This window comes from Pseudomonas matsuisoli (genome assembly GCF_014647635.1).
In the GTDB taxonomy this organism is placed as follows: Bacteria; Pseudomonadota; Gammaproteobacteria; order Pseudomonadales; family Pseudomonadaceae; genus Pseudomonas_P; species Pseudomonas_P matsuisoli.
Genome location: NZ_BMPO01000003.1, coordinates 25,944 through 44,474 on the forward strand (window position 1 = coordinate 25,944; position 18,531 = coordinate 44,474).

At 58.9% G+C, this 18,531-nt stretch carries 17 protein-coding genes and 1 tRNA gene; 3 read left to right on the top strand and 15 right to left on the bottom strand.

Going from position 1 to position 18,531, the window contains the following annotated elements; genetic code table 11:
- Positions 1-278: 278 nt before the first annotated feature.
- The 10 genes from IEY47_RS06420 to IEY47_RS06465 form a co-directional block, all read right to left on the bottom strand.
- Positions 279-355 (bottom strand) — tRNA-Pro (locus tag IEY47_RS06420).
- Positions 356-434: 79 nt separating this feature from the next.
- Entirely contained in the window at positions 435-791 is a 357-nt protein-coding gene (locus IEY47_RS06425; RefSeq protein WP_188982352.1) for a MerR family transcriptional regulator, read from the bottom strand.
- Entirely contained in the window at positions 772-1,074 is a 303-nt protein-coding gene (gene ihfA / locus IEY47_RS06430; RefSeq protein ID WP_188982353.1) for an integration host factor subunit alpha, read from the bottom strand. The genes IEY47_RS06425 and ihfA overlap by 20 nt, the downstream gene beginning before the upstream one ends.
- A gap of 3 nt (positions 1,075-1,077) precedes the next feature.
- Positions 1,078-3,456 carry a phenylalanine--tRNA ligase subunit beta gene (pheT, locus tag IEY47_RS06435; RefSeq protein ID WP_188982354.1) on the bottom strand — a complete coding sequence of 793 codons (2,379 nt, stop codon included), beginning with the start codon at positions 3,454-3,456 and terminating at the stop codon, positions 1,078-1,080.
- A gap of 45 nt (positions 3,457-3,501) precedes the next feature.
- Positions 3,502-4,518: a phenylalanine--tRNA ligase subunit alpha gene (pheS, locus tag IEY47_RS06440; protein WP_188982355.1), complete on the bottom strand. Its 1,017-nt coding sequence runs from the start codon at positions 4,516-4,518 to the stop codon at positions 3,502-3,504.
- A 121-nt stretch (positions 4,519-4,639) separates the two neighbouring features.
- The gene (gene rplT, locus IEY47_RS06445; protein ID WP_188982356.1) at positions 4,640-4,996 is read right to left on the bottom strand and encodes a 50S ribosomal protein L20; all 357 of its coding nucleotides are present in this window, start codon (positions 4,994-4,996) and stop codon (positions 4,640-4,642) included.
- A gap of 22 nt (positions 4,997-5,018) precedes the next feature.
- A complete protein-coding gene (rpmI, locus tag IEY47_RS06450) occupies positions 5,019-5,213 on the bottom strand; it encodes a 50S ribosomal protein L35 (RefSeq protein ID WP_188982357.1) in 195 nt (64 codons plus the stop codon).
- Positions 5,214-5,274: 61 nt separating this feature from the next.
- Positions 5,275-5,808, bottom strand: coding sequence for a translation initiation factor IF-3 (infC, locus tag IEY47_RS06455; RefSeq protein ID WP_188982358.1), 534 nt, complete (start codon positions 5,806-5,808; stop codon positions 5,275-5,277).
- A 17-nt stretch (positions 5,809-5,825) separates the two neighbouring features.
- Positions 5,826-7,748, bottom strand: a complete 1,923-nt coding sequence (gene thrS / locus IEY47_RS06460; RefSeq protein WP_188982359.1) for a threonine--tRNA ligase — start codon at positions 7,746-7,748, stop codon at positions 5,826-5,828.
- Positions 7,749-8,137: 389 nt separating this feature from the next.
- A complete protein-coding gene (locus IEY47_RS06465) occupies positions 8,138-10,336 on the bottom strand; it encodes a TonB-dependent siderophore receptor (RefSeq protein ID WP_188982923.1) in 2,199 nt (732 codons plus the stop codon).
- Between the two features lie 273 nt (positions 10,337-10,609).
- Here IEY47_RS06465 and IEY47_RS06470 point away from each other — a divergent pair, with 273 nt between their 5' ends.
- Together IEY47_RS06470 and IEY47_RS06475 are read left to right on the top strand one after the other, a co-directional pair.
- Positions 10,610-11,314: a response regulator gene (locus IEY47_RS06470; RefSeq protein ID WP_188982924.1), complete on the top strand. Its 705-nt coding sequence runs from the start codon at positions 10,610-10,612 to the stop codon at positions 11,312-11,314.
- A complete protein-coding gene (locus tag IEY47_RS06475) occupies positions 11,311-12,702 on the top strand; it encodes an ATP-binding protein (RefSeq protein ID WP_188982360.1) in 1,392 nt (463 codons plus the stop codon). Before IEY47_RS06470 ends, IEY47_RS06475 begins: the two co-directional genes overlap by 4 nt.
- Positions 12,703-12,853: 151 nt before the next feature.
- On the opposite strand, the gene IEY47_RS06480 is transcribed toward IEY47_RS06475, so the two are convergent.
- Entirely contained in the window at positions 12,854-13,894 is a 1,041-nt protein-coding gene (locus IEY47_RS06480) for an acyltransferase family protein (RefSeq protein ID WP_188982361.1), read from the bottom strand.
- A 366-nt stretch (positions 13,895-14,260) separates the two neighbouring features.
- Here IEY47_RS06480 and IEY47_RS06485 point away from each other — a divergent pair, with 366 nt between their 5' ends.
- On the top strand, positions 14,261-15,322 hold the full coding sequence (locus IEY47_RS06485) for a metal-dependent hydrolase (protein ID WP_188982362.1): 1,062 nt from the start codon (positions 14,261-14,263) through the stop codon (positions 15,320-15,322).
- 44 nt (positions 15,323-15,366) lie between these two features.
- Here IEY47_RS06485 and IEY47_RS06490 read toward each other — a convergent pair whose 3' ends face one another.
- From IEY47_RS06490 to IEY47_RS06505, 4 genes are all read right to left on the bottom strand, one after another.
- Complete coding sequence (locus IEY47_RS06490; protein ID WP_188982363.1) at positions 15,367-16,011, bottom strand: DsbA family protein; 645 nt, start codon at positions 16,009-16,011, stop codon at positions 15,367-15,369.
- Between the two features lie 172 nt (positions 16,012-16,183).
- Positions 16,184-17,125, bottom strand: a complete 942-nt coding sequence (gene trhO / locus IEY47_RS06495; protein ID WP_188982364.1) for an oxygen-dependent tRNA uridine(34) hydroxylase TrhO — start codon at positions 17,123-17,125, stop codon at positions 16,184-16,186.
- Positions 17,126-17,276: 151 nt separating this feature from the next.
- The gene (locus IEY47_RS06500) at positions 17,277-17,981 is read right to left on the bottom strand and encodes a uracil-DNA glycosylase family protein (RefSeq protein WP_188982365.1); all 705 of its coding nucleotides are present in this window, start codon (positions 17,979-17,981) and stop codon (positions 17,277-17,279) included.
- The gene (locus IEY47_RS06505; protein ID WP_188982366.1) at positions 17,982-18,512 is read right to left on the bottom strand and encodes a DUF3299 domain-containing protein; all 531 of its coding nucleotides are present in this window, start codon (positions 18,510-18,512) and stop codon (positions 17,982-17,984) included.
- Between the last annotated feature and the right edge of the window lie 19 nt (positions 18,513-18,531).

Sequence of the window (18,531 nt, forward strand, 5' to 3'; positions counted from 1 at the left end):
AGATGCGCGAATCCTGCGGTTGAGTAAACTGCAAATGATGCGGCGCTGGGTAGTCAGACGCAATTTCGCAGATACGCGTCGTTCCGCTCTACCGAGACAGCCTTTAGCGACAGGAGCATTAAGCAAACCGCAAAGAGCATCTGATTGATAGCCTTTCACTCAGTAGATTTCAGCGAAGACAACGGTGGGGCGAAAACTGGGGCGAAAATTAGAAGCTTTCAAAAACCATCGGCCATAAAAAAATCCAGTCACCGCTAAGTGACTGGATTTCTGATTTTTGGTCGGGACGGAGTGATTCGAACACTCGACCCCTTGCACCCCATGCAAGTGCGCTACCAGGCTGCGCTACGCCCCGACGGTGTTTCCGATTGCTGGAAACGGGCGAAACTATACCTTAAGGGTTTGAATGTTGGAAGGTTTTTCCTGGAAAAATCTTACCGACGCAGCACGGTGAGGACGTCTTCGAGCTCGGAGACCATCTGGCGCAGGAAGAGTTTGTATTGGGTGCTATCGTCCTTCGCTTCGTCGCCGGAAAGGCGTTGGCGGGCGCCGCCGATGGTGAAGCCTTGCTCGTAAAGCAGGCCACGGATCTGGCGGATCATGAGGACGTCGTGGCGTTGGTAGTAGCGGCGGTTGCCGCGTCGCTTCACGGGGCTGAGCTGAGGAAATTCCTGCTCCCAGTAGCGCAATACGTGCGGCTTGACGGCGCAGAGCTCGCTGACTTCACCAATGGTGAAATAGCGCTTACCCGGGATGGGGGGTAGCTCGTCGTTATGGCTTGGTTCCAGCATAGGCTTCGACTCTGGCTTTTAGTTTTTGGCCTGGCCGAAACGTGACGACGCGGCGAGCGGTGATCGGAATCTCCTCGCCGGTCTTCGGGTTTCGGCCGGGTCGCTGGCGCTTGTCGCGCAGATCAAAGTTGCCGAATCCGGACAGCTTGACCTGCTCGTTGTGCTCCAGGGCCTGACGAATTTCTTCAAAAAACAGTTCGACCAGTTCCTTGGCTTCCCGTTTGTTGAGACCTAACTCTTCATATAAGCGTTCGGCCATCTCGGCTTTCGTCAGGGCCACCATACGTTACTTCCTTAACGTTGCGTTGAACCTTTGTTCGAGCGAGGTGAGGATGCGTTGCATCGTCGCGTTGGTTTCTTCGTCGGTAAGAGTGCGCGCTGGATGCTGCCAGGTCAAGCCAACTGCCAGGCTTTTCCTATCAGGATCAATACCTTTTCCTTCATAAACATCAAACAGCTTGAGGTCGGTCAAGAACTCTCCGGCCTGCTCGCGCATGTCGTTCAACAAGGATTCGGCCGCTACGCCCTTCTCTACCACCAGCGCCAGGTCACGACGCACTTCCGGGAAGCGGGACAGCTCGCGGAAGGCCGGCAACATACCGGGCGCCACCTGTGCCAACTCCAGCTCAAATAGGTAGACGGCCTGTTCGATACCCAATTCGCGCGCGAGTTCCGGGTGCAAGGCGCCGATGTAGCCGATACACCGCTCGCCCCGCATGACGGCAGCCGTCTGGCCCGGATGCAACGCGTGATGGCTCCCCGGCGCAAAATGGAAATCACCTGCTGCACCGGCATTGGCAAGGATGGCTTCGACGTCGGCTTTCAAGTCGTAGAAGTCGACGGACTCGCGCCCTGCCGTCCAACCTTCCGGCAGACGGCTGCCGCTGATGAGGCCGGCGAGCATCATGTCTTGCTGCAGGTTCTCCAGCTGACCGACGAAGCGAAGGCCGCTCTCGAATAACCGAACACGATTCTGCTGGCGATTGAGGTTATGCAACAGCGCTTTGGTCAGGCTCGGCCAAAGCGAGGTACGCATGATCGACAGTTCAGCCGAGATCGGGTTAGCCAGTTTGAGAGGCTGAGTATCGGGCGCGAAAAGCTCGAAGAGCTTTTGATCGATGAACGTGTAGGTGATCGCTTCTTGATAACCGCGAGCAACGAGCAGTCGCTTGAGCGCGGGTAGCTCGGAACGGGCTTCGGCACGTGCAGTGGGTGCGAGCCGCGCTTGCGGATAGCGCACCGGCAAACGGTTGTAGCCGTAGAGACGACCGATCTCTTCGATGAGATCGACCTCCAAACTCAGGTCGAAACGATGACTGGGGACACCGACTTGCCAGGTACCGGGCTCCGTGGCGTTCACGTCCAGTTCCAGCGAAGTGAGCATGCGCTCGATATCTGCGCTCGGCACGTCCAAACCGAGCATACGGCTCACGCGCTCCGCGCGCAGCGTAATGGGCTCGACCTTCGGTAACGCCTCTTCCTTGACCGCTTCGGTGATCGGACCTGCTTCACCTCCAACGATATCCAACAGCAATTGCGTAGCGCGCTCCATGGCGCGGCGCGCGAGGGTGTAGTCGACACCGCGCTCGAAGCGATGCGATGCATCGGTGTGCAAGCCGTATGAACGCGCGGTACCTGCCAGGGCGATGGTGTCGAAAAAGGCGCTTTCCAAGAACAGGTCACGCGCACCTGCGCTGACGCCGCTGTGCTCACCGCCCATGACACCCGCGATGGCGAGCGGCCTGGCATGGTTGGCGATGACCAAGGTGTTCGCGCGCAAGGCGACTTCTTGGCCGTCGAGCAGGACGAGCTTCTCGCCCTCCTCTGCCATACGGACGCGAATGCCGCCTTCGATCTGCGCAAGGTCGAACGCATGCATCGGCTGGCCGAGTTCGAGCATCACGTAGTTGGTAACGTCGACCGCCGCATCGATGCTGCGAATATCGGAACGGCGCAGACGCTCAACCATCCACAATGGGGTCGGACGACTTAGATCAACTCCGCGAATCACGCGACCGAGGTATCGCGGGCACGCGTTGGACGCGAGCAATTCGACAGGGCGTGTTTCATCATGAGCAGGCGCGACGTTTGGCACGTCGACTGCCGTGTAGGGCACGGCATAGATGGCACCAACTTCTCGTGCAAGGCCGGTCAGGGACAGGCAGTCACCACGATTGGGCGTCAGGCCGATCTCGATACTGGCGTCATCCAGCATGAGGTAGTCGCGCAGGCTTTGGCCGACCGGCGCATCATCCGCCAGCTCCATCAGGCCATCGTTTTCTTCACTAATCTGCAGCTCCGAAGCCGAGCACAGCATGCCATTGGACTCGACACCGCGTAGCTTGGCTTTCTTGATCTTGAAGTCACCGGGCAGTACCGCGCCGAGCGTGGCGAACGGGATCTTTAGCCCTTGGCGCACATTGGGTGCGCCACAAACGACTTGCAGCGTCGCCTGACCATCGCTGACTTGGCACACGCGCAGTTTATCGGCATCGGGATGCGGATCGACGCTGAGCACTTCACCGACGACAACGCCGCTAAAAGCACCCGCTACGGGCGTTACGGCGTCAACTTCAAGGCCGGACATGGACAGGCGCGCAACCAGCTCATCCCGATCTACGGGTGGATTGACGAGGCTGCGGAGCCACTGTTCACTGAATTTCATCTCTTACTTTCTCCCAAACCTGTTCGTGTGCGTGACGCGTGCGCGCTATCGGAATTGCCCGAGGAAGCGCAGGTCGTTGTCGAAGAACAGGCGCAGGTCATTCACGCCGTAACGCAGCATGGCAAGCCGTTCGCCGCCCATGCCGAAGGCGAAACCTTGATAGCGTTCCGGATCGATGCCGGACATGCGCAGCACGTTCGGGTGCACCATGCCGCAGCCCATGACTTCCAGCCAGCCAGTCTGCTTGCAGACGCGGCAGCCCTTGCCGGAGCACATGACGCACTGCATGTCGACTTCAGCCGACGGCTCGGTGAAGGGGAAGAAGGAAGGCCGGAAGCGCACACCCAGGTCTTTCTCGAAGAACACCCGCAGGAACTCTTCGATAGTGCCCTTTAGGTCGGCAAAGCTCACGCCCTCGTCGATCAGCAGGCCTTCGACCTGGTGGAACATGGGCGAATGCGTGATATCCGAATCGCAGCGATAGACACGGCCCGGACAAACGATGCGGATTGGCGGCTTCTGCGTTTCCATCGTCCGCACCTGAACAGGGGACGTGTGGGTACGTAGCAGCATGCGCGCATCGAAATAGAAGGTGTCGTGCATGGCACGCGCCGGGTGGTGCCCGGGAATGTTGAGCGCTTCGAAGTTGTGATAGTCGTCTTCGATCTCCGGACCTTCGGCCACGTCATAGCCGATGCGGGTGAAGAACTGCTCGATACGCTCGAGCGTGCGAGTGACGGGATGCAGCCCGCCGGAAACCTGGCCACGGCCGGGCAGTGTCACGTCGATCTTCTCCGCGGCCAGCTTCGCGGCGAGCGCTGCGCTTTCCAGCGTCTGCTTGCGTGCGTTGAGGGCGTCCTGGACGCGCTCCTTGGCCACATTGATCAACGCGCCAACCTTCGGACGCTCTTCTGCGGGCATATTGCCCAAGGTCTTCATGACCTGCGTCAGCTCGCCCTTCTTGCCGAGGTATTGAACCCGGAGTTGCTCCAGGGCGTTGACGTCTTCGGTGTGTTGCACGGACTCGAGCGCTTGCGAGACCAGTGCATCCAGGTTTTCCATTCGGGGCTCCAGATACGAAATAGGGGAAGAGCTTGAAGGCTCTTCCCCTATCGATGACGTTTAGAACGATTCCAGACTTGGTTTCGTTCAGCACCGGGCAAGCCCGGTAATTGTCGGGGACTTAAGCCAGAGAGGCTTTCGCTTTCTCGACAATCGCGGTAAACGCCGCTTTTTCGTTCACTGCCAGGTCGGCCAGGACCTTACGGTCGATCTCGATGGCTGCTTTTTTCAGGCCAGCGATCAGGCGGCTGTAGGACAGACCGTTCTGACGAGCACCAGCGTTGATACGAGCAATCCAAAGAGCGCGGAACTGACGCTTCCGCTGACGACGGTCACGGTAGGCGTATTGGCCAGCCTTGATCACCGCCTGCTTGGCAACGCGGAATACGCGCGAACGCGCACCGTAGTAGCCTTTGGCGAGTTTCAGAATCTTTTTGTGACGAGCACGGGCAATAACGCCACGCTTAACACGAGCCATGAATCAATCCTCTCTTAAATAATCAGCGCAGGCGCAGGGAACGCTCAACACGAGCAACGTCACACGAGGCAAGCATTGAAGTGCCGCGCAGTTGACGCTTACGCTTGGTGGTCATCTTGGTGAGGATGTGGCTCTTGAAGGCGTGCTTGTGCTTGATACCACCCGCAGTCTTCTTGAAGCGCTTCGCAGCGCCACTTTTGGTCTTCATCTTTGGCATGTTCGGATACTCCGCATTCAATCAATATGTATAACTGCAAGGCCTGCCAGTGCCCTGGTAGTTACTTTCGCTTTTTGGGGGCGATGACCATCATTAGTTGGCGTCCTTCCATCTTAGGATGCTGTTCGACGGTACCGAGCTCGGCAAGGTCGGTTTCGACCCGCTTCAACAGTTCCATCCCCAGCTCCTGGTGGGCCATCTCACGACCGCGAAATCTCAACGAAATCTTGGCCTTGTCCCCTTCATTTAGGAAACGTACCAGGTTGCGTAGTTTTACCTGGTAATCCCCTTCTTCCGTCCCTGGACGAAACTTGATTTCTTTAATCTGCTGCTGATGCTGGTTCTTGCGCGCGGCAGCGGCTTGCTTCTTCTTTTCGAAGAGGTGCTTGCCGTAGTCCATGATTCGACATACGGGCGGCAGCGCATCGGCGGAAATTTCCACCAGGTCCAGCTTGGCTTCTTCAGCAGCGCGAAGCGCTTCTTCAATAGAGACGACGCCAATCTGCTGGCCGTCTGCACCAATCAATCGCACCTCTCGAGCCGAGATATTCTCGTTAATCGGGGCCTTAGGTGCAGCTCTTCGATCTTGTCTCATATCACGCTTGATAGTGTTTACTCCGTTATTTGGCGACCACGCCGGGAAACCGCTTGCGCAAGCAACTCGCGGAAATCATCGAGTGGCATCGACCCCAGGTCGACACCTTCGCGAGTACGTACGGCTACGGAACGTGTCTCAACTTCCCGGTCTCCAATGACGAGGAGGTAGGGAACCTTGAGCAAAGTATGCTCGCGGATTTTAAATCCGATCTTTTCGTTTCTCAAGTCGCATTTGGCACGAAAACCGCTTACGTTGAGTTCCCGCTCCACTTCTCCGGCGAACGGTGCCTGTTTATCCGTGATATTCATGATCACGGCCTGCGTTGGCGCCAGCCAAGCAGGGAATTGGCCCGCGTAGTGCTCGATCAGCATACCGATGAAGCGCTCGAACGATCCCAGGATCGCGCGATGCAGCATCACTGGCCGCTGGCGACTGTTGTCCTCGGAAATGTAGCTCGCATCGAGTCGCTCAGGCAGGTTCGGGTCGTACTGAAGCGTGCCGCATTGCCAGTTGCGCCCGAGGCAGTCCTTGAGGGTGAATTCGATCTTCGGCCCGTAAAACGCGCCCTCGCCTGGCTGGTATTCCCACTCCAGACCTGAGCCATCCAACGCGTCGGCCAACGCTTTCTCGGCGCGGTCCCACATTTCTTCAGAACCCACGCGTTTTGCCGGACGGGTGGACAACTTCATGATGACGTCGTGGAAGCCGAAGTCGGCATAGACCTGCAGGGTCAACTTGATGAAGTCCGCCGCTTCCTTCTGAACCTGTTCTTCAGTACAGAAGATGTGCGCGTCATCCTGCGTGAAACCGCGCACGCGCATGATGCCGTGCAGCGCGCCCGACGGCTCGTTGCGGTGGCACGCACCGAATTCGGCGAGTCGCAGCGGCAGATCGCGGTAGGACTTGAGCCCTTGGTTGAACACCTGCACATGGCATGGGCAGTTCATTGGCTTGACTGCGAAGTCGCGGCTTTCCGAGGACGTGGTGAACATGTTCTCGGCATAGTTGGACCAGTGCCCCGAGCGCTCCCACAGGATGCGATCGACGACTTGTGGCGTCTTCACCTCCTGATAGCCGTGCTCACGCTGCACCTGGCGCATGTACTGCTCGAGCACCTGATAGACCGTCCAGCCATTCGGATGCCAGAACACCATGCCCGGCGCTTCTTCCTGAAGGTGGAACAGGTCCAGCTGCTTGCCAATGCGGCGATGGTCGCGCTTCTCGGCCTCCTCGATACGTTGGATGTAGGCAGCCAGCTGCTTCTTGTCTGCCCAGGCCGTACCGTAGATGCGCTGCAACTGCTCGTTTTTCGAATCGCCGCGCCAGTAGGCACCCGACAACTTAGTCAGCTTGAATGCCTTGAGGAAGCGCGTATTGGGCACGTGCGGGCCGCGGCACATGTCCACGTATTCTTCGTGATAGTAGAGCCCCATCGCCTGCTCGTCGGGCATGTCCTCGATCAGGCGCAGCTTGTACTCCTCGCCACGCGAGGCGAAAACATCGATGACCTCGGCGCGCGGCGTCATTTTCTTGATGACGTCGTAGTCGGTGTCGATCAGCTTCTTCATCCGGGCTTCGATGGCGGCAACGTCGTCCGGCGTGAAGGGGCGCTCGTAGGCGATGTCGTAATAGAAGCCTTCGTCGATCACCGGGCCGATCACCATCTTGGCCGTTGGATACAGCTGCTTCACGGCATGGCCGATCAAATGAGCACAGGAGTGGCGAATGATTTCCAGCCCTTCTTCATCCTTCGGCGTAATGATCTGTAGCGTGGCGTCGTGCTTGATGATGTCGCACGCATCGACCAATTGGCCGTCGACCTTTCCGGCGACGGTCGCCTTGGCAAGCCCCGCACCAATGGACTGCGCGACGTCGAGGACGCTGACAGGGTTATCGAATTGACGTTGACTGCCGTCAGGAAGGGTGATGATGGGCATGGCGCCTCCTCTCCTAGTGGTGACCCCTACGTAAGGCCACATGGGTTGGGGTGGGCCAGTAAGCGTCATTCGGTGGGAGTTCTGCCTCACAGTGGCAGTCGCCTTTCGACGACCCTGTCCGAACGGGATCACTGGTGTAACGCACGAGACCGTTTGGCCTGCGCGCCTGAATGGGTCGGCCATGTTACTGGAATGTACAAAGGCTGACGAGCGGGACCACTCTGTAGGGGCGACTTCAGTCGCCTTGAGCGCAAACGCTTCCTCAAAGCGGAGATGGCAGGTGTTGGTTGGAAATACCCGATGCCTGCCTTCTACCCGAATTACGCGGCTTTACCCACCGTACGAAAAAGCCCGCACGACCGGGAGCACGGCCATGCGGGCGACAACTTTTAGAACGTGGTGCGCAGCGTTACCGCCAGGTTGCGCGGGTCGCCATAGATTGCACCCGCGTAGAACCCGTAGCGCGTGTAATACGTCTTGTCGAACAGGTTGTTCACGTTCAGCGAAAGATCCGTTTTATCGCTGATCTCATACTTGGCCATCGCGTTCCAGATCGCATAACCGGACCAGTTCACGTCAGTTGAGCTATTGCTCACCCCGTTCGAGGGTTGTCCAGCCGGACTGGAGAGTGCTCGGATGTTGCTCTGCGCATTGACGCCTGCGCCCATGGTCAAACGCTCCAGCGGCGCTGGCATGCGATAGGTCGTCGACAGCTTGAACAAGTGCGACGGATCACTGCGACCATCCGAATCCAGACGACGGAAGTGCAGATAGGTGTAGCCCCCGTAGACGTTCCAATTCGGCGTCAGCGCACCTGCGACTTCGAGGTCGATACCGTCGGTTTCAGTACCGGTACCGGCGACGTACGCCTGCGCACCCGTGGGCGTCAGGTTCGCGCCATCGGTAACCGCTTTCTTGTCCTGCTGCGTGCGGAAATACGCAAGCTGGGCATTCAGTCGACCGTTGAACCATTCACCCTTGATACCCGTTTCGTAGCTCTTGCCAACGATAGGCTCTACCCGGCTTCCACTGACGGTTTCCTGACTTTGCGGGGTAAAAATATCCGTGTAACTGGCATACAACGAGTAGTTGTCGCTGAGGTCGTAGACCGCGCCCACGTACGGCGTGACCACGCCGGACTCAGTTTGCGTCGTGCGCGCACCGGTATTGCCGATCGTCTTGCTGCTGTAGTCACTGGTGCGCACCCCCAGGATCACCGATAGCGGATCGGTAATGCTCAGGCGGGTAGCGGCATACAGGCCCTGCAGACGCGTAGTGGTCTTGCTGTGCAGACCGGTCTTCGTCGCCGTCAGGTACATGTCGTCGTCAACGCCGTTGTACCAGTTACTGACCGGCAGACCGTTGTTGGCGCGGAACTGGCAGCTGCCGGAGGTCGAACGAGACAGCGTCGTACTCGACAACGTGCAGTCGTACTGAGGGCTCCAGCCCACCGTACGGCTGTCGTTGTAGCCGAACATGACCTCATGACGGCGACCGAGAGCTTCGAACGCGCCGCTCAGATCGAACTGCGCCGACTGCTGAGTCGTATCCGTTGACATATGAATGCCGTTCAGAACGGTACCGGTGCCATCCTGGTTCGGGTAACCCGTGTATGTACCGCGGCTGAACTGGTTCACCTTCGCAAGGCCATAATGACTCACAGCATCGGTAGTGCTTTGCGCCGCCTGAACGTTCAACCGCCAATCTTCATTGAACCGGTGCTCGAGGGACGCGAACACGGTCTGCGTTTCATGCTCGCCGTAACTCCAGCTCGGTACCAGGTTGGTGCTTCGAGAAAGATCGGTCTTGCTGCCGTCGCCATACCAGATCGGGATATTCGCCCCCCAGCCACCACCCACGACCTTGTTGTATTCGTACTGATAGCCCGCGCCAAGCGTCGTGGCGTCGCTCAAATCGAATTCGAAATTCGCCAGAGCGCCCCTGGCACGATCCGACTGATGATCGCGGAATGAATTACCTTCCTGCTGGGTGACGACAAAGCGCGAACGCAGGCGACCGTCTTCGGTCAACGGCAGGTTCAGATCGGCCCCCGTACGCGTCTTGTCCCAGCTGCCATAGGTCAGGTAAGCGCTTCCGCCAAAGGTCTCGGTAGGACGCTTACGGATCAGATTGACCGTCGCAGACGGGTCTCCCGTGCCACCAAGCAGTCCGTTTGCCCCGCGGAGGATGTCTATTCGTTCATACAGGTCCATGTTGAGCGAACTACCCGCGCCGCTGAAATCCGTACCACCAGGAAACTGCAGGCCATCCACCTTCCAGTTACTGATCGCGTAGCCCCGCGCTCGGTACGCCGTACGTCCGCCCACTTCGGATTTGCTGGCCGTTATGCCGGGGGTGATTTCCAGCGCCTGTTCGATATTGGCAATCTGGCGATCCTCCATCTGCTGGCGGGTAATCGTGGTCACCGACTGTGGCGTCTGCCGCGGAGATAGGGCCAAACCGGTCGAAGACTGGGTCTGCCTGACCGTATAGCTGTTCACGCCTTCGCCTTGATAGCGGTCTTCGACCTTGACCGGCCCGAGCTCCAGCTCGCCGTCGGCAGTATCCGTAACCGACGCCTGGGCCATCAGGGAGGCGCTCAATAAACAGCTACCAATACCGACGGCTATTGCGCTTGCGAGGGATGAGATTTGCCACTGGAACGGGCGGGATTCGAATACGGCGGAGCGGCGATACGACATCTGCGGTCCTTCACTCAATGATAAGTATTAGCGTTTACGAACAAGGGAGGCGCGATTATATTGACGGCCGTCCGGACCGGTTTTTGGCTTTGTAAGGGTTATGTAATGGATTGTTGTAGCGAGAAGGAGCGAGCGCGCGCGCCGGTCGTGGATGAGGATGTGCGACCCCGCATTCTGGTGGTGGATGACGATGACGAGATTCGCGAGCTGGTTTGCGACTACCTCAACGACATGGGCTACCGAACGCGGCCTGCCGCCAATGGGCGCGAAATGTGGAGCCAGCTGGAACACCCTACAGACCTTGTGATCCTCGACGTCATGCTTCCAGGCGAGGATGGCCTGAGCCTGTGTCGCGGCGTACGCAGCCAGGGTGATTTACCGGTTGTCATGATCAGTGCCCGTGGCGCCTCCACCGAACGCATCATCGGCCTGGAAATCGGCGCGGACGATTACCTATGCAAGCCGTTTGAACCGCGCGAGCTGCTGGCGCGCGTGCGCGCGGTCCTGCGCCGAGGTGGTCGCACCATAGAGCCCCAAGCGAATCAGCATGCCTTGGGCTTTGCCGGATGGCGCCTGGACCTGCGCACCCGCCGCTTGTTCTCGGCCAACGGTGAAACCTTTGACCTCTCCCGTTCGGACTTCATGATCCTGCGCGCGTTGGGCGAAAAGCCCAATCGCATCTTCAGTCGAGACGAATTGAGCCGTAGCGCCTTTGGTCGCGACCACCACCCTGCCGACCGTTCGGTGGACGTGTGCGTAAGCCGTTTACGCCAGTACCTTGAAGACAACGCACGCAACCCGCGCCTCATCCGCACCATTCGCAACGAGGGCTATCTGCTCGAACTGGCGCCCGACGCCGCATGACGACGCGCTCCATCTCACCGCGCCAGCTGTGGCCGAATTCACTATTTGGTCAGTTGACGCTCATCCTGGTCGTGGGCGCCTTGTCGATCCAGCTGTTGTTTAGCAGCATCTGGTACGACGTGCGCTACAGCCAAGTGCTGGAGATCCCTGCCCGCCTGGTGGTGTTTCGCACCGTTGAAGTCATGCGCCATCTCGCAAGCGGCGAAGGCTTCGGATCGCTGGAAACCGAGACGTTCCACATTGAGCTGCTTGACGCGCCCTTGAGCAGAACGGCGCAACCTAACGATTCGCAACGCAGCGTCGAGCGGCTGTTACGCCGCTCGCTGAGTCATGAGCTTGGCCAGGTGACCGACGTTTCGCTGCTGTCACTGGAAATACTCGACGAGCATGGCCGACCTCGAACATGGGCAAGCCTGTTCGGATTGGCTCAGGTCTTTGGGCATTTCGACTTTCAGGTCCGGCAACCCGATGGGCGTTGGCTGCATATCGTCGCCGCGCAAGAGCAAGGCTGGAACGATCAGCCCGCGTGGTTGATCGTGGGCGACTACATCCTGCGAGTCTATCTCCTGCGGGCGCTGGCCCTGGTTGCAGTCGCCTTGATCGTGGTGCGGCTGAGCATTCGCCCCCTCCAGCGCCTGATGCAAGCAGCCTCGGCGCTTGGCCAGAACCTTGAACGCCCACCATTGCCAGTCGAAGGTCCACGCGAAATGCGCCAGGCGGCCGAAACGTTCAACGCCATGCAACGGCAATTGATCAATCTGATGAGCGAACGCACGCAGTTACTGGCAGCGGTCTCTCACGACCTGCGTACGCCGTTAACCCGCATTCGCATGCGGATCGAAGGCATCGTCGACGACACCCTGCGCGCCAAGCTGGTGGCCAATGTGGCGCAGATGGAGGAGCTGATCCGTTCGTTGTTGGATTCCGTGACCGAAAGCGCACAGCCGAAGAACAGGATGTCCTTCGATCTTTCCGCACTGCTTGCCGAGATCGTCGACGAGTGCGCTGAGAGCGGCGGCGATACACGATGGACAGGCCCACCTGATGTCGTCATTCCGGGCCACGCTGCAGGCATCCGGCGCGTTCTGCAAAACCTTATCGAAAACGCCTTGCGCTATGCCGGCAACGCCGAGGTCGAGTTACATGACCTAAACGATCGCGTCGAAGTCGTGATCAAAGACAGCGGACCGGGCATTGCCGAGGATCAGCTCGCAACGGTGGTACAGCCCTTCGTCCGCGGCGCAGCACCTTGCCGTTCGAATACCACAGGGTACGGCCTAGGGCTGAGCATTGCCCGTAGCATTGTCATGGCGCACCGCGGTCGATTGATCCTCGGCAACCAGCCCGATGGCGGGCTGCAAATCGTCGTGCAGTTACCCAGAAGCTGAATCCGCGCGGATAAGGTGTCATTTCTCCGAGCGGGCACTTCAACACCCGCGCAACCGCATGCCGGAAGAACTTGCGAGGCGACACGCGAAACGGACCAGGTTGCGGCGTGAAGCCTACTAAGGTCTTCCCTCTTCGAAATGCCACTGAAGCTCAACCGCTGTGGCGGGCCGCAGCGTCCGCCACTTGCTTGTTGCGATTCGTCTCGCGAAGCAAGCGGCCTTTCATCCAAAGACCTAGCCGTTTTTCGACCCATTCATAGCTGAACGAGGACGCCAGGTGAATGAACGGGATGCACGCCAGCAGAACCAGTTCAGCATTCAAGTCGAGCCGCTGCTGGATGTACCAGGCCAGCGAGAGCAGGATCACGTGCACGAGATACACCGAATAGGAGCGATCCCCTAGTCGCTTGAGCCATTGCCGACCCGCGAACCAAGGCTCCAACGAAATCAACGCAAACACGATGGCGGCGCTTGGGAGCCCCCAATGCAAGAAGCGGCTCGACTCATCGAAGGCATAGATCGCAGCTGCGGCGGCAACCAGCACCAAAACCGGTAGCCACGTGCTCCGCATCAGCCAGCCCTTGCGATACAGCACGCCGATGAACACCCCCAGCAAGAACTCGAAAAGGATGCTGTTACGGTAGAAATCGCTGAACCAAGGTTGGCGTGCCAATACCAGATTCACGAGTAATAGCGTGACAACCAGCAACGGCAGTCGCCAACGCTCACGCACGAAGAACAGCACACCGAACACGGTGTAGAAGAACATCTCGTAGTTGAGCGTCCAGCCGACGGGCAGCGTGGGATAAAAGCCGTAACCAGCGGGGTTTTGCGCAGGAATGAAGAATAGCGAGCGCAAGAGGTGATGCCATTCGAAGACCTGGATGGGCATGACCCGATGCGCGAACACCAGGATCGCCGCAACGATCAGGCTGTAGAGCCAATACGCGGGCGCAATGCGAATGATGCGATTGATGAGAAATTCTCGGGTGGGCTGTTCACGCCCCTGGGTCGACAGGTAGATCACCAGGCCGCTGATGACGAAGAACACGTCGACGCCCACCGCTCCGCGCTCGGAAAGAAATTGCCCGAGGGGATTGTCCGACTTGAAGTCGTAGAAGATCTGCATGAAGTGATGGAAAACGACCAACCAGGCCGCGAAAGCACGAAGCGCCTGCACAGAAAAAAGCATACCGCCGAAGCTGTCCCCCCTCACGTGATGAACGAGTGAGACGTGCCGCCCTCGTGCCGGTACATGCGAAAGTAGAAATACCTCGTTTCGCCGGCACGCACCTGAAGTGAGCAACACAGTCACTGCTGTCCGACAGGTAAATTCCGCGAACGATCGATTTTTTTGCGCAGATCGACCGAATGGTTACTGCAGGGCCTATTCGCGGGAACGGATTACCGTCGGACTATTCGCGAGATTGCCATTACGGCCGTTTACGCTACCCACAATTGCCCCGAAAGTCGCAACCAGAAAACGTTGCGCTGACTTTCTGATTCCCGCCCGCTTCGCGCTCCGTTAACGTAGCCGCTTTCCGCCAGTGAGGTCACGATGGATTCGATTACGCAGGCCGTACTAGGCGCAACCATTCAGGGCGCTCTGCTGGGCCGATGGCAGGGACGCAAAGCGCTCGTCTATGGGGCCGCGCTGGCAACGCTGCCGGACCTCGATGTCGTCATCGATTACGGTGACGCCGTCGCGCAGATGACCTATCACCGCGGCTTTAGCCATTCGCTCTTCGTCCTGAGCGCGCTTGCGCTGGCGCTTACCGGATTGCTCAGGCTCAGGCCAAACCCTGGCTATTCGGCTGGCCGTTTGTTCATCACGCTATGGCTGGTGCTCATTACGCATCCGCTGCTCGACACGTTCACCAGCTATGGCACGCAGCTGTTGTGGCCGTTGACGACACCGCCGATAGCCTGGTCGACGCTGTTCATCATCGATCCGTTGTACACGGTGCCCCTGATCCTAGCCGTCGTGGTGGGGCTCATCTCCGGGCTGAAAGACAAAACGCCGCGCGGACCGATCGCTGCGTTGACGATATCGAGCCTGTACATCGCGTTCAGCGTAAGCGGCAAATGGATGGCTGAGCACCGGGTCGAACAGCAGTTGTCGGCGCAAGGCATTCAGGTCGAGGCCGTATTCAGTGCGCCGACGCCGTTGAATACCCTGCTGTGGCGCGTCACCGTCATGGCTGGAGACCAGTACTACGAAAGCATGGTCAGTTGGTTCGACACACAGCCGCCGGCATTGCAGGCAATGCCGAGCGGAAAACAGCTCAGCCACGTGCTGCAGGACTCACCGCAATGGCACCGCCTGGCCTGGTTCACCTCGAACATATTGCGCTATGACGAAGTGAACGGGCGCCTGCTCGTCACCGATTTGCGCCTGGGCATGACGGGATTTCACCCGTTCCGGTTTCCGATGGCACAGCGGGACGAAAACGGAGAATGGACGCTGATAGGCTATGTCGAGCGCGAACCGACCTACCGCGGTGGCGCGGAGCAGTTACGCATGATCTGGAATCGAATTTGGGCGCAATCGCCGGAGCTGCCATTGCGGTCATGGGCGGCGCCCATGGGGCCGAATGCCACCGCCCATCGCGAGGGTTGAAATAGAGGCTGGCCAGCAACGGTTTAGGGCCTCTCTTACTGGCGCTATCTTCCCGACGACAAATTCGCTCCCCGCTCCAACCACCGATTCAACAAGGGAGCCAAGGCTTCTAGCGGCTGATAGCCATTGGTCAACAACGCCAACTGCCCATCGCGTTCGGCAAGCATGGTCGGGAAGCCTGAGATACCCAGTTGACGAGCCCAAGCGAAATCGAGCCGGGTCGTTTCACGCATTGCGTCAAGATCGAAGCGACTACAGAACGCTTCGCTATCGATGCCCAGTTCCCCTGCAATACGCGTCAATTCGACAGTTTGGCTGACATCTTTTCCATGCACATAGAAGGCCTGCTGTACCGCCTTCACGAACGCGAAGACCTGCGATGGCGCGACCTCACGAACCGTCACCAATGCGCGGCAGGCAGGTTCCGTGTCGTACACCATGCCACTGGGCAGGCCACGCTCTCGATCGAAGTGCTGACCCGTGCGCTCTTGCACTGCAGCCCAATAGCCCAGGTACCGGTCCCGGTCCGCAGCATCGATGGGGGTCCGTTCACTGCGCAGGCCACCCGCCACGAAATGGGTCGGAACGCCGAAGTCCGCCGCCTGTTTCGCCAACGCTTCGGCGACCGGCGCGAAGCCCCAGCACCACGAACACATCGGGTCCATTACATAAATCAAGCGAGCGAACATAGCGTGCTCCTTATCGTGAAGGGTGGATTGGCGCTCCGTCACAGGGCCGTAATCGCCTCATGCCGTTCGACTCTGCGGCGCCCCGGAAGCGTGCCAAGACATCCGTACCAAGACGCGCGAGACAGGAAGAGCGCCGCACAAACGTGAGCGCTACACAACCGCAGGCCAGGCGTCAGCCAGTCTTGCTTGCAAGGCGCGGATTGTGGCCCAAAGGATGCGGCGCGTTGCGCGCATGGGCGAGCTCGATTTGCTTTTGGCGCTCGCGAGCACCGGCGCGCGTTTTCTCCGGCAGTGAATCCCAGCAATGCGGGCAACTGACGCCGGGCGTGTAGTGATCCGATTGGCGGTCCTCTTCCGAGATAGGGCTACGACAGGCATGACACTGGTCGTAGTCGCCCTCGGTCAAGTCATGGCGAACAGTGACACGGTTATCGAAGACGAAGCAGTCGCCCTGCCACTTCGATTCAGCCTGCGGGACTTCCTCTAGGTATTTGAGGATGCCGCCCTTGAGGTGGTAAACGGCTTCGAATCCTTCATTGAGCATGAAGCTCGACGCCTTCTCACAGCGGATGCCGCCCGTACAGAACATCGCGACCTTCTTGTGCTTCGCCGGGTCGTAATGCTCTCGAACGTAATCCGGAAATTCGCGGAACGACTTGGTCTTCGGATCGATTGCCCCTTCGAACGTGCCGATGGCCACTTCGTAGTCATTACGCGTATCGATCAGCAGCACTTCGGGATCATCGAGCAACGCATTCCAATCCTGCGGCTCGACATAGGTCCCGACGGTCTTGTTGGGATCCACACCGGGGACCCCAAGCGTCACGATTTCCCTCTTCAGCTTGACCTTGGTGCGATAGAACGGTTGCTCGGCGCAGTAGGACTCCTTGTGATCCACATCGGCCAGCCGTGGATCGAGGCGGAACCAGGTCAACAGCGCGTCGATGCCTGCCCGCGGCCCGGAAACGGTTCCGTTAATGCCTTCCTCGGCGAGCAACAAGGTGCCTTTGACGTTGTTTACCAACATCGTATTGAGTAAGGGTTCGCGCAGCGCAACGTAGTCCGGCAGGGAAACGAACTTGTACAGCGCCGCCACGACGATTTGATCTGTCATGAAGACTCCTCAGTGGTCACCCTCGCAAAGGGTGGACCGGGATATGAAAAGCGCCGGCAACCCCGGCGCGGCGCGTATGTTAACGCCGTAGGGCTTAGGAGGCGAGGCCACCAGCGCAAGACGCCGATGCCAGATCACACGGCGGCAGGCGTTACCCAGAGCATGAGCCAACGTTCAGCTGCTGCAAACGCGTGTTCAACAGTGCAGGAAAGCGCGTGTACCACGTCTGATTCAATGGCGAAGGATGCGGTAGTGGGTGGACGCTGAACACGCGGCAATCACCCGTTGCCGTTGTCAGCGGTATCTGAATACTCTCCGTAAAGCGCCCGTCGCTTCGCCAAAAAGCCTCCAGCGCGTCGCGGACCTGCTTGGGTTGATCGATGCCGAACCACAGGAACGCCTCCCGGCCAAAAGTGATGAGTTCGTGACCCGACCACTGCTCGATCAGCAACTGGCGCATCAGCGGGTGAAAGCGTCGCTTGACCGCCATCGACCACGCCTTATTGCCAAGCGGCTTGTAAGGAACGGTATTGATCCAGAAAAAGGATCGCCCTACTTCCAGCGACGCCTCGAACGTCGGCATTTCACGGCCATTAAGGCGCCGATAGATCACCTTGCGGACGACCTGGCCACCACTGCCTACGAATGGCAGGCCGTGGCGAACTTCATCCCTACCTGGGTCGCGGCCGAAGAAGCTGATTCGCGCCGTATGTTGCCCGAGGCCGACGATCGGCTCGAGCGGATCCTTCTCAAAGCGCTGGTAGACCTCACAATCGATACCCGGCGTCTGGCTTGCCAAGTCGCGGAACGCTTTGCGAATAGCGTCAGGCAATGTCGCATCGGCGCAGGCTGGCATCTAGAGGTCGTCCTCCTCCACGACCTTCACGGAGGACGCTCTTAGCACGTAGGCGGCCTCGGCCAAGTCGCTAGAGGTCTTCTCGACATTGAGCGTCCCATCGACCCAGATCGGCGTATAGATGTCCGCCATCTTGAAGCCTTTGGGAAAGGTGACGAGAACGATCTGGTTGGGCGGCGGCGGCGGTACGTGGATGCAAGCACCGGGATAAGGCACCAGGAAAAACGTTTCGTAGGTACCGGCCTCACTTGCATCGAGCGGCACGGGATAACCTCCAAGGCGAATCTTCTTGCCATTGAGGCTGGGTACGGTCTTGGCCGAATACATGACAGCGGGCAAGCCTTTGTCCTGCTTCAAACCACCTTTCGCACTGAAGCCTTCCGCTTCCGGCGTGTTGTGGTCGATCTCAGGCATTTCTTCCAATGCCTTCTGATCCTCGGGCGGCATCATGTCGAGCCAGTCGAGTTCGGGCGGTGCGGCGTGTGCGAGTGAAACGGAAAGGAGGAGAACGCAGAAAAGCGGTAAACGCATGGAATGAAGCCTGGCAAGG

What these genes read in the sequence shown, in the direction of transcription:
- IEY47_RS06505 (WP_188982366.1), bottom strand. Translation starts at nt 18,512, where the DNA reads ATGCGTTTACCGCTTTTCTGCGTTCTCCTCCTTTCCGTTTCACTCGCA.
- IEY47_RS06480 (WP_188982361.1), bottom strand. Translation starts at nt 13,894, where the DNA reads ATGCTTTTTTCTGTGCAGGCGCTTCGTGCTTTCGCGGCCTGGTTGGTC.
- rpmI (WP_188982357.1), bottom strand. Translation starts at nt 5,213, where the DNA reads ATGCCAAAGATGAAGACCAAAAGTGGCGCTGCGAAGCGCTTCAAGAAG.
- rplT (WP_188982356.1), bottom strand. Translation starts at nt 4,996, where the DNA reads ATGGCTCGTGTTAAGCGTGGCGTTATTGCCCGTGCTCGTCACAAAAAG.
- ihfA (WP_188982353.1), bottom strand. Translation starts at nt 1,074, where the DNA reads ATGGTGGCCCTGACGAAAGCCGAGATGGCCGAACGCTTATATGAAGAG.
- pheS (WP_188982355.1), bottom strand. Translation starts at nt 4,518, where the DNA reads ATGGAAAACCTGGATGCACTGGTCTCGCAAGCGCTCGAGTCCGTGCAA.
- IEY47_RS06475 (WP_188982360.1), top strand. Translation starts at nt 11,311, where the DNA reads ATGACGACGCGCTCCATCTCACCGCGCCAGCTGTGGCCGAATTCACTA.
- pheT (WP_188982354.1), bottom strand. Translation starts at nt 3,456, where the DNA reads ATGAAATTCAGTGAACAGTGGCTCCGCAGCCTCGTCAATCCACCCGTA.
- IEY47_RS06485 (WP_188982362.1), top strand. Translation starts at nt 14,261, where the DNA reads ATGGATTCGATTACGCAGGCCGTACTAGGCGCAACCATTCAGGGCGCT.
- IEY47_RS06490 (WP_188982363.1), bottom strand. Translation starts at nt 16,011, where the DNA reads ATGTTCGCTCGCTTGATTTATGTAATGGACCCGATGTGTTCGTGGTGC.
- IEY47_RS06425 (WP_188982352.1), bottom strand. Translation starts at nt 791, where the DNA reads ATGCTGGAACCAAGCCATAACGACGAGCTACCCCCCATCCCGGGTAAG.
- thrS (WP_188982359.1), bottom strand. Translation starts at nt 7,748, where the DNA reads ATGCCCATCATCACCCTTCCTGACGGCAGTCAACGTCAATTCGATAAC.
- IEY47_RS06465 (WP_188982923.1), bottom strand. Translation starts at nt 10,336, where the DNA reads ATGGCCCAGGCGTCGGTTACGGATACTGCCGACGGCGAGCTGGAGCTC.
- infC (WP_188982358.1), bottom strand. Translation starts at nt 5,808, where the DNA reads ATGAGACAAGATCGAAGAGCTGCACCTAAGGCCCCGATTAACGAGAAT.
- trhO (WP_188982364.1), bottom strand. Translation starts at nt 17,125, where the DNA reads ATGACAGATCAAATCGTCGTGGCGGCGCTGTACAAGTTCGTTTCCCTG.
- IEY47_RS06500 (WP_188982365.1), bottom strand. Translation starts at nt 17,981, where the DNA reads ATGCCAGCCTGCGCCGATGCGACATTGCCTGACGCTATTCGCAAAGCG.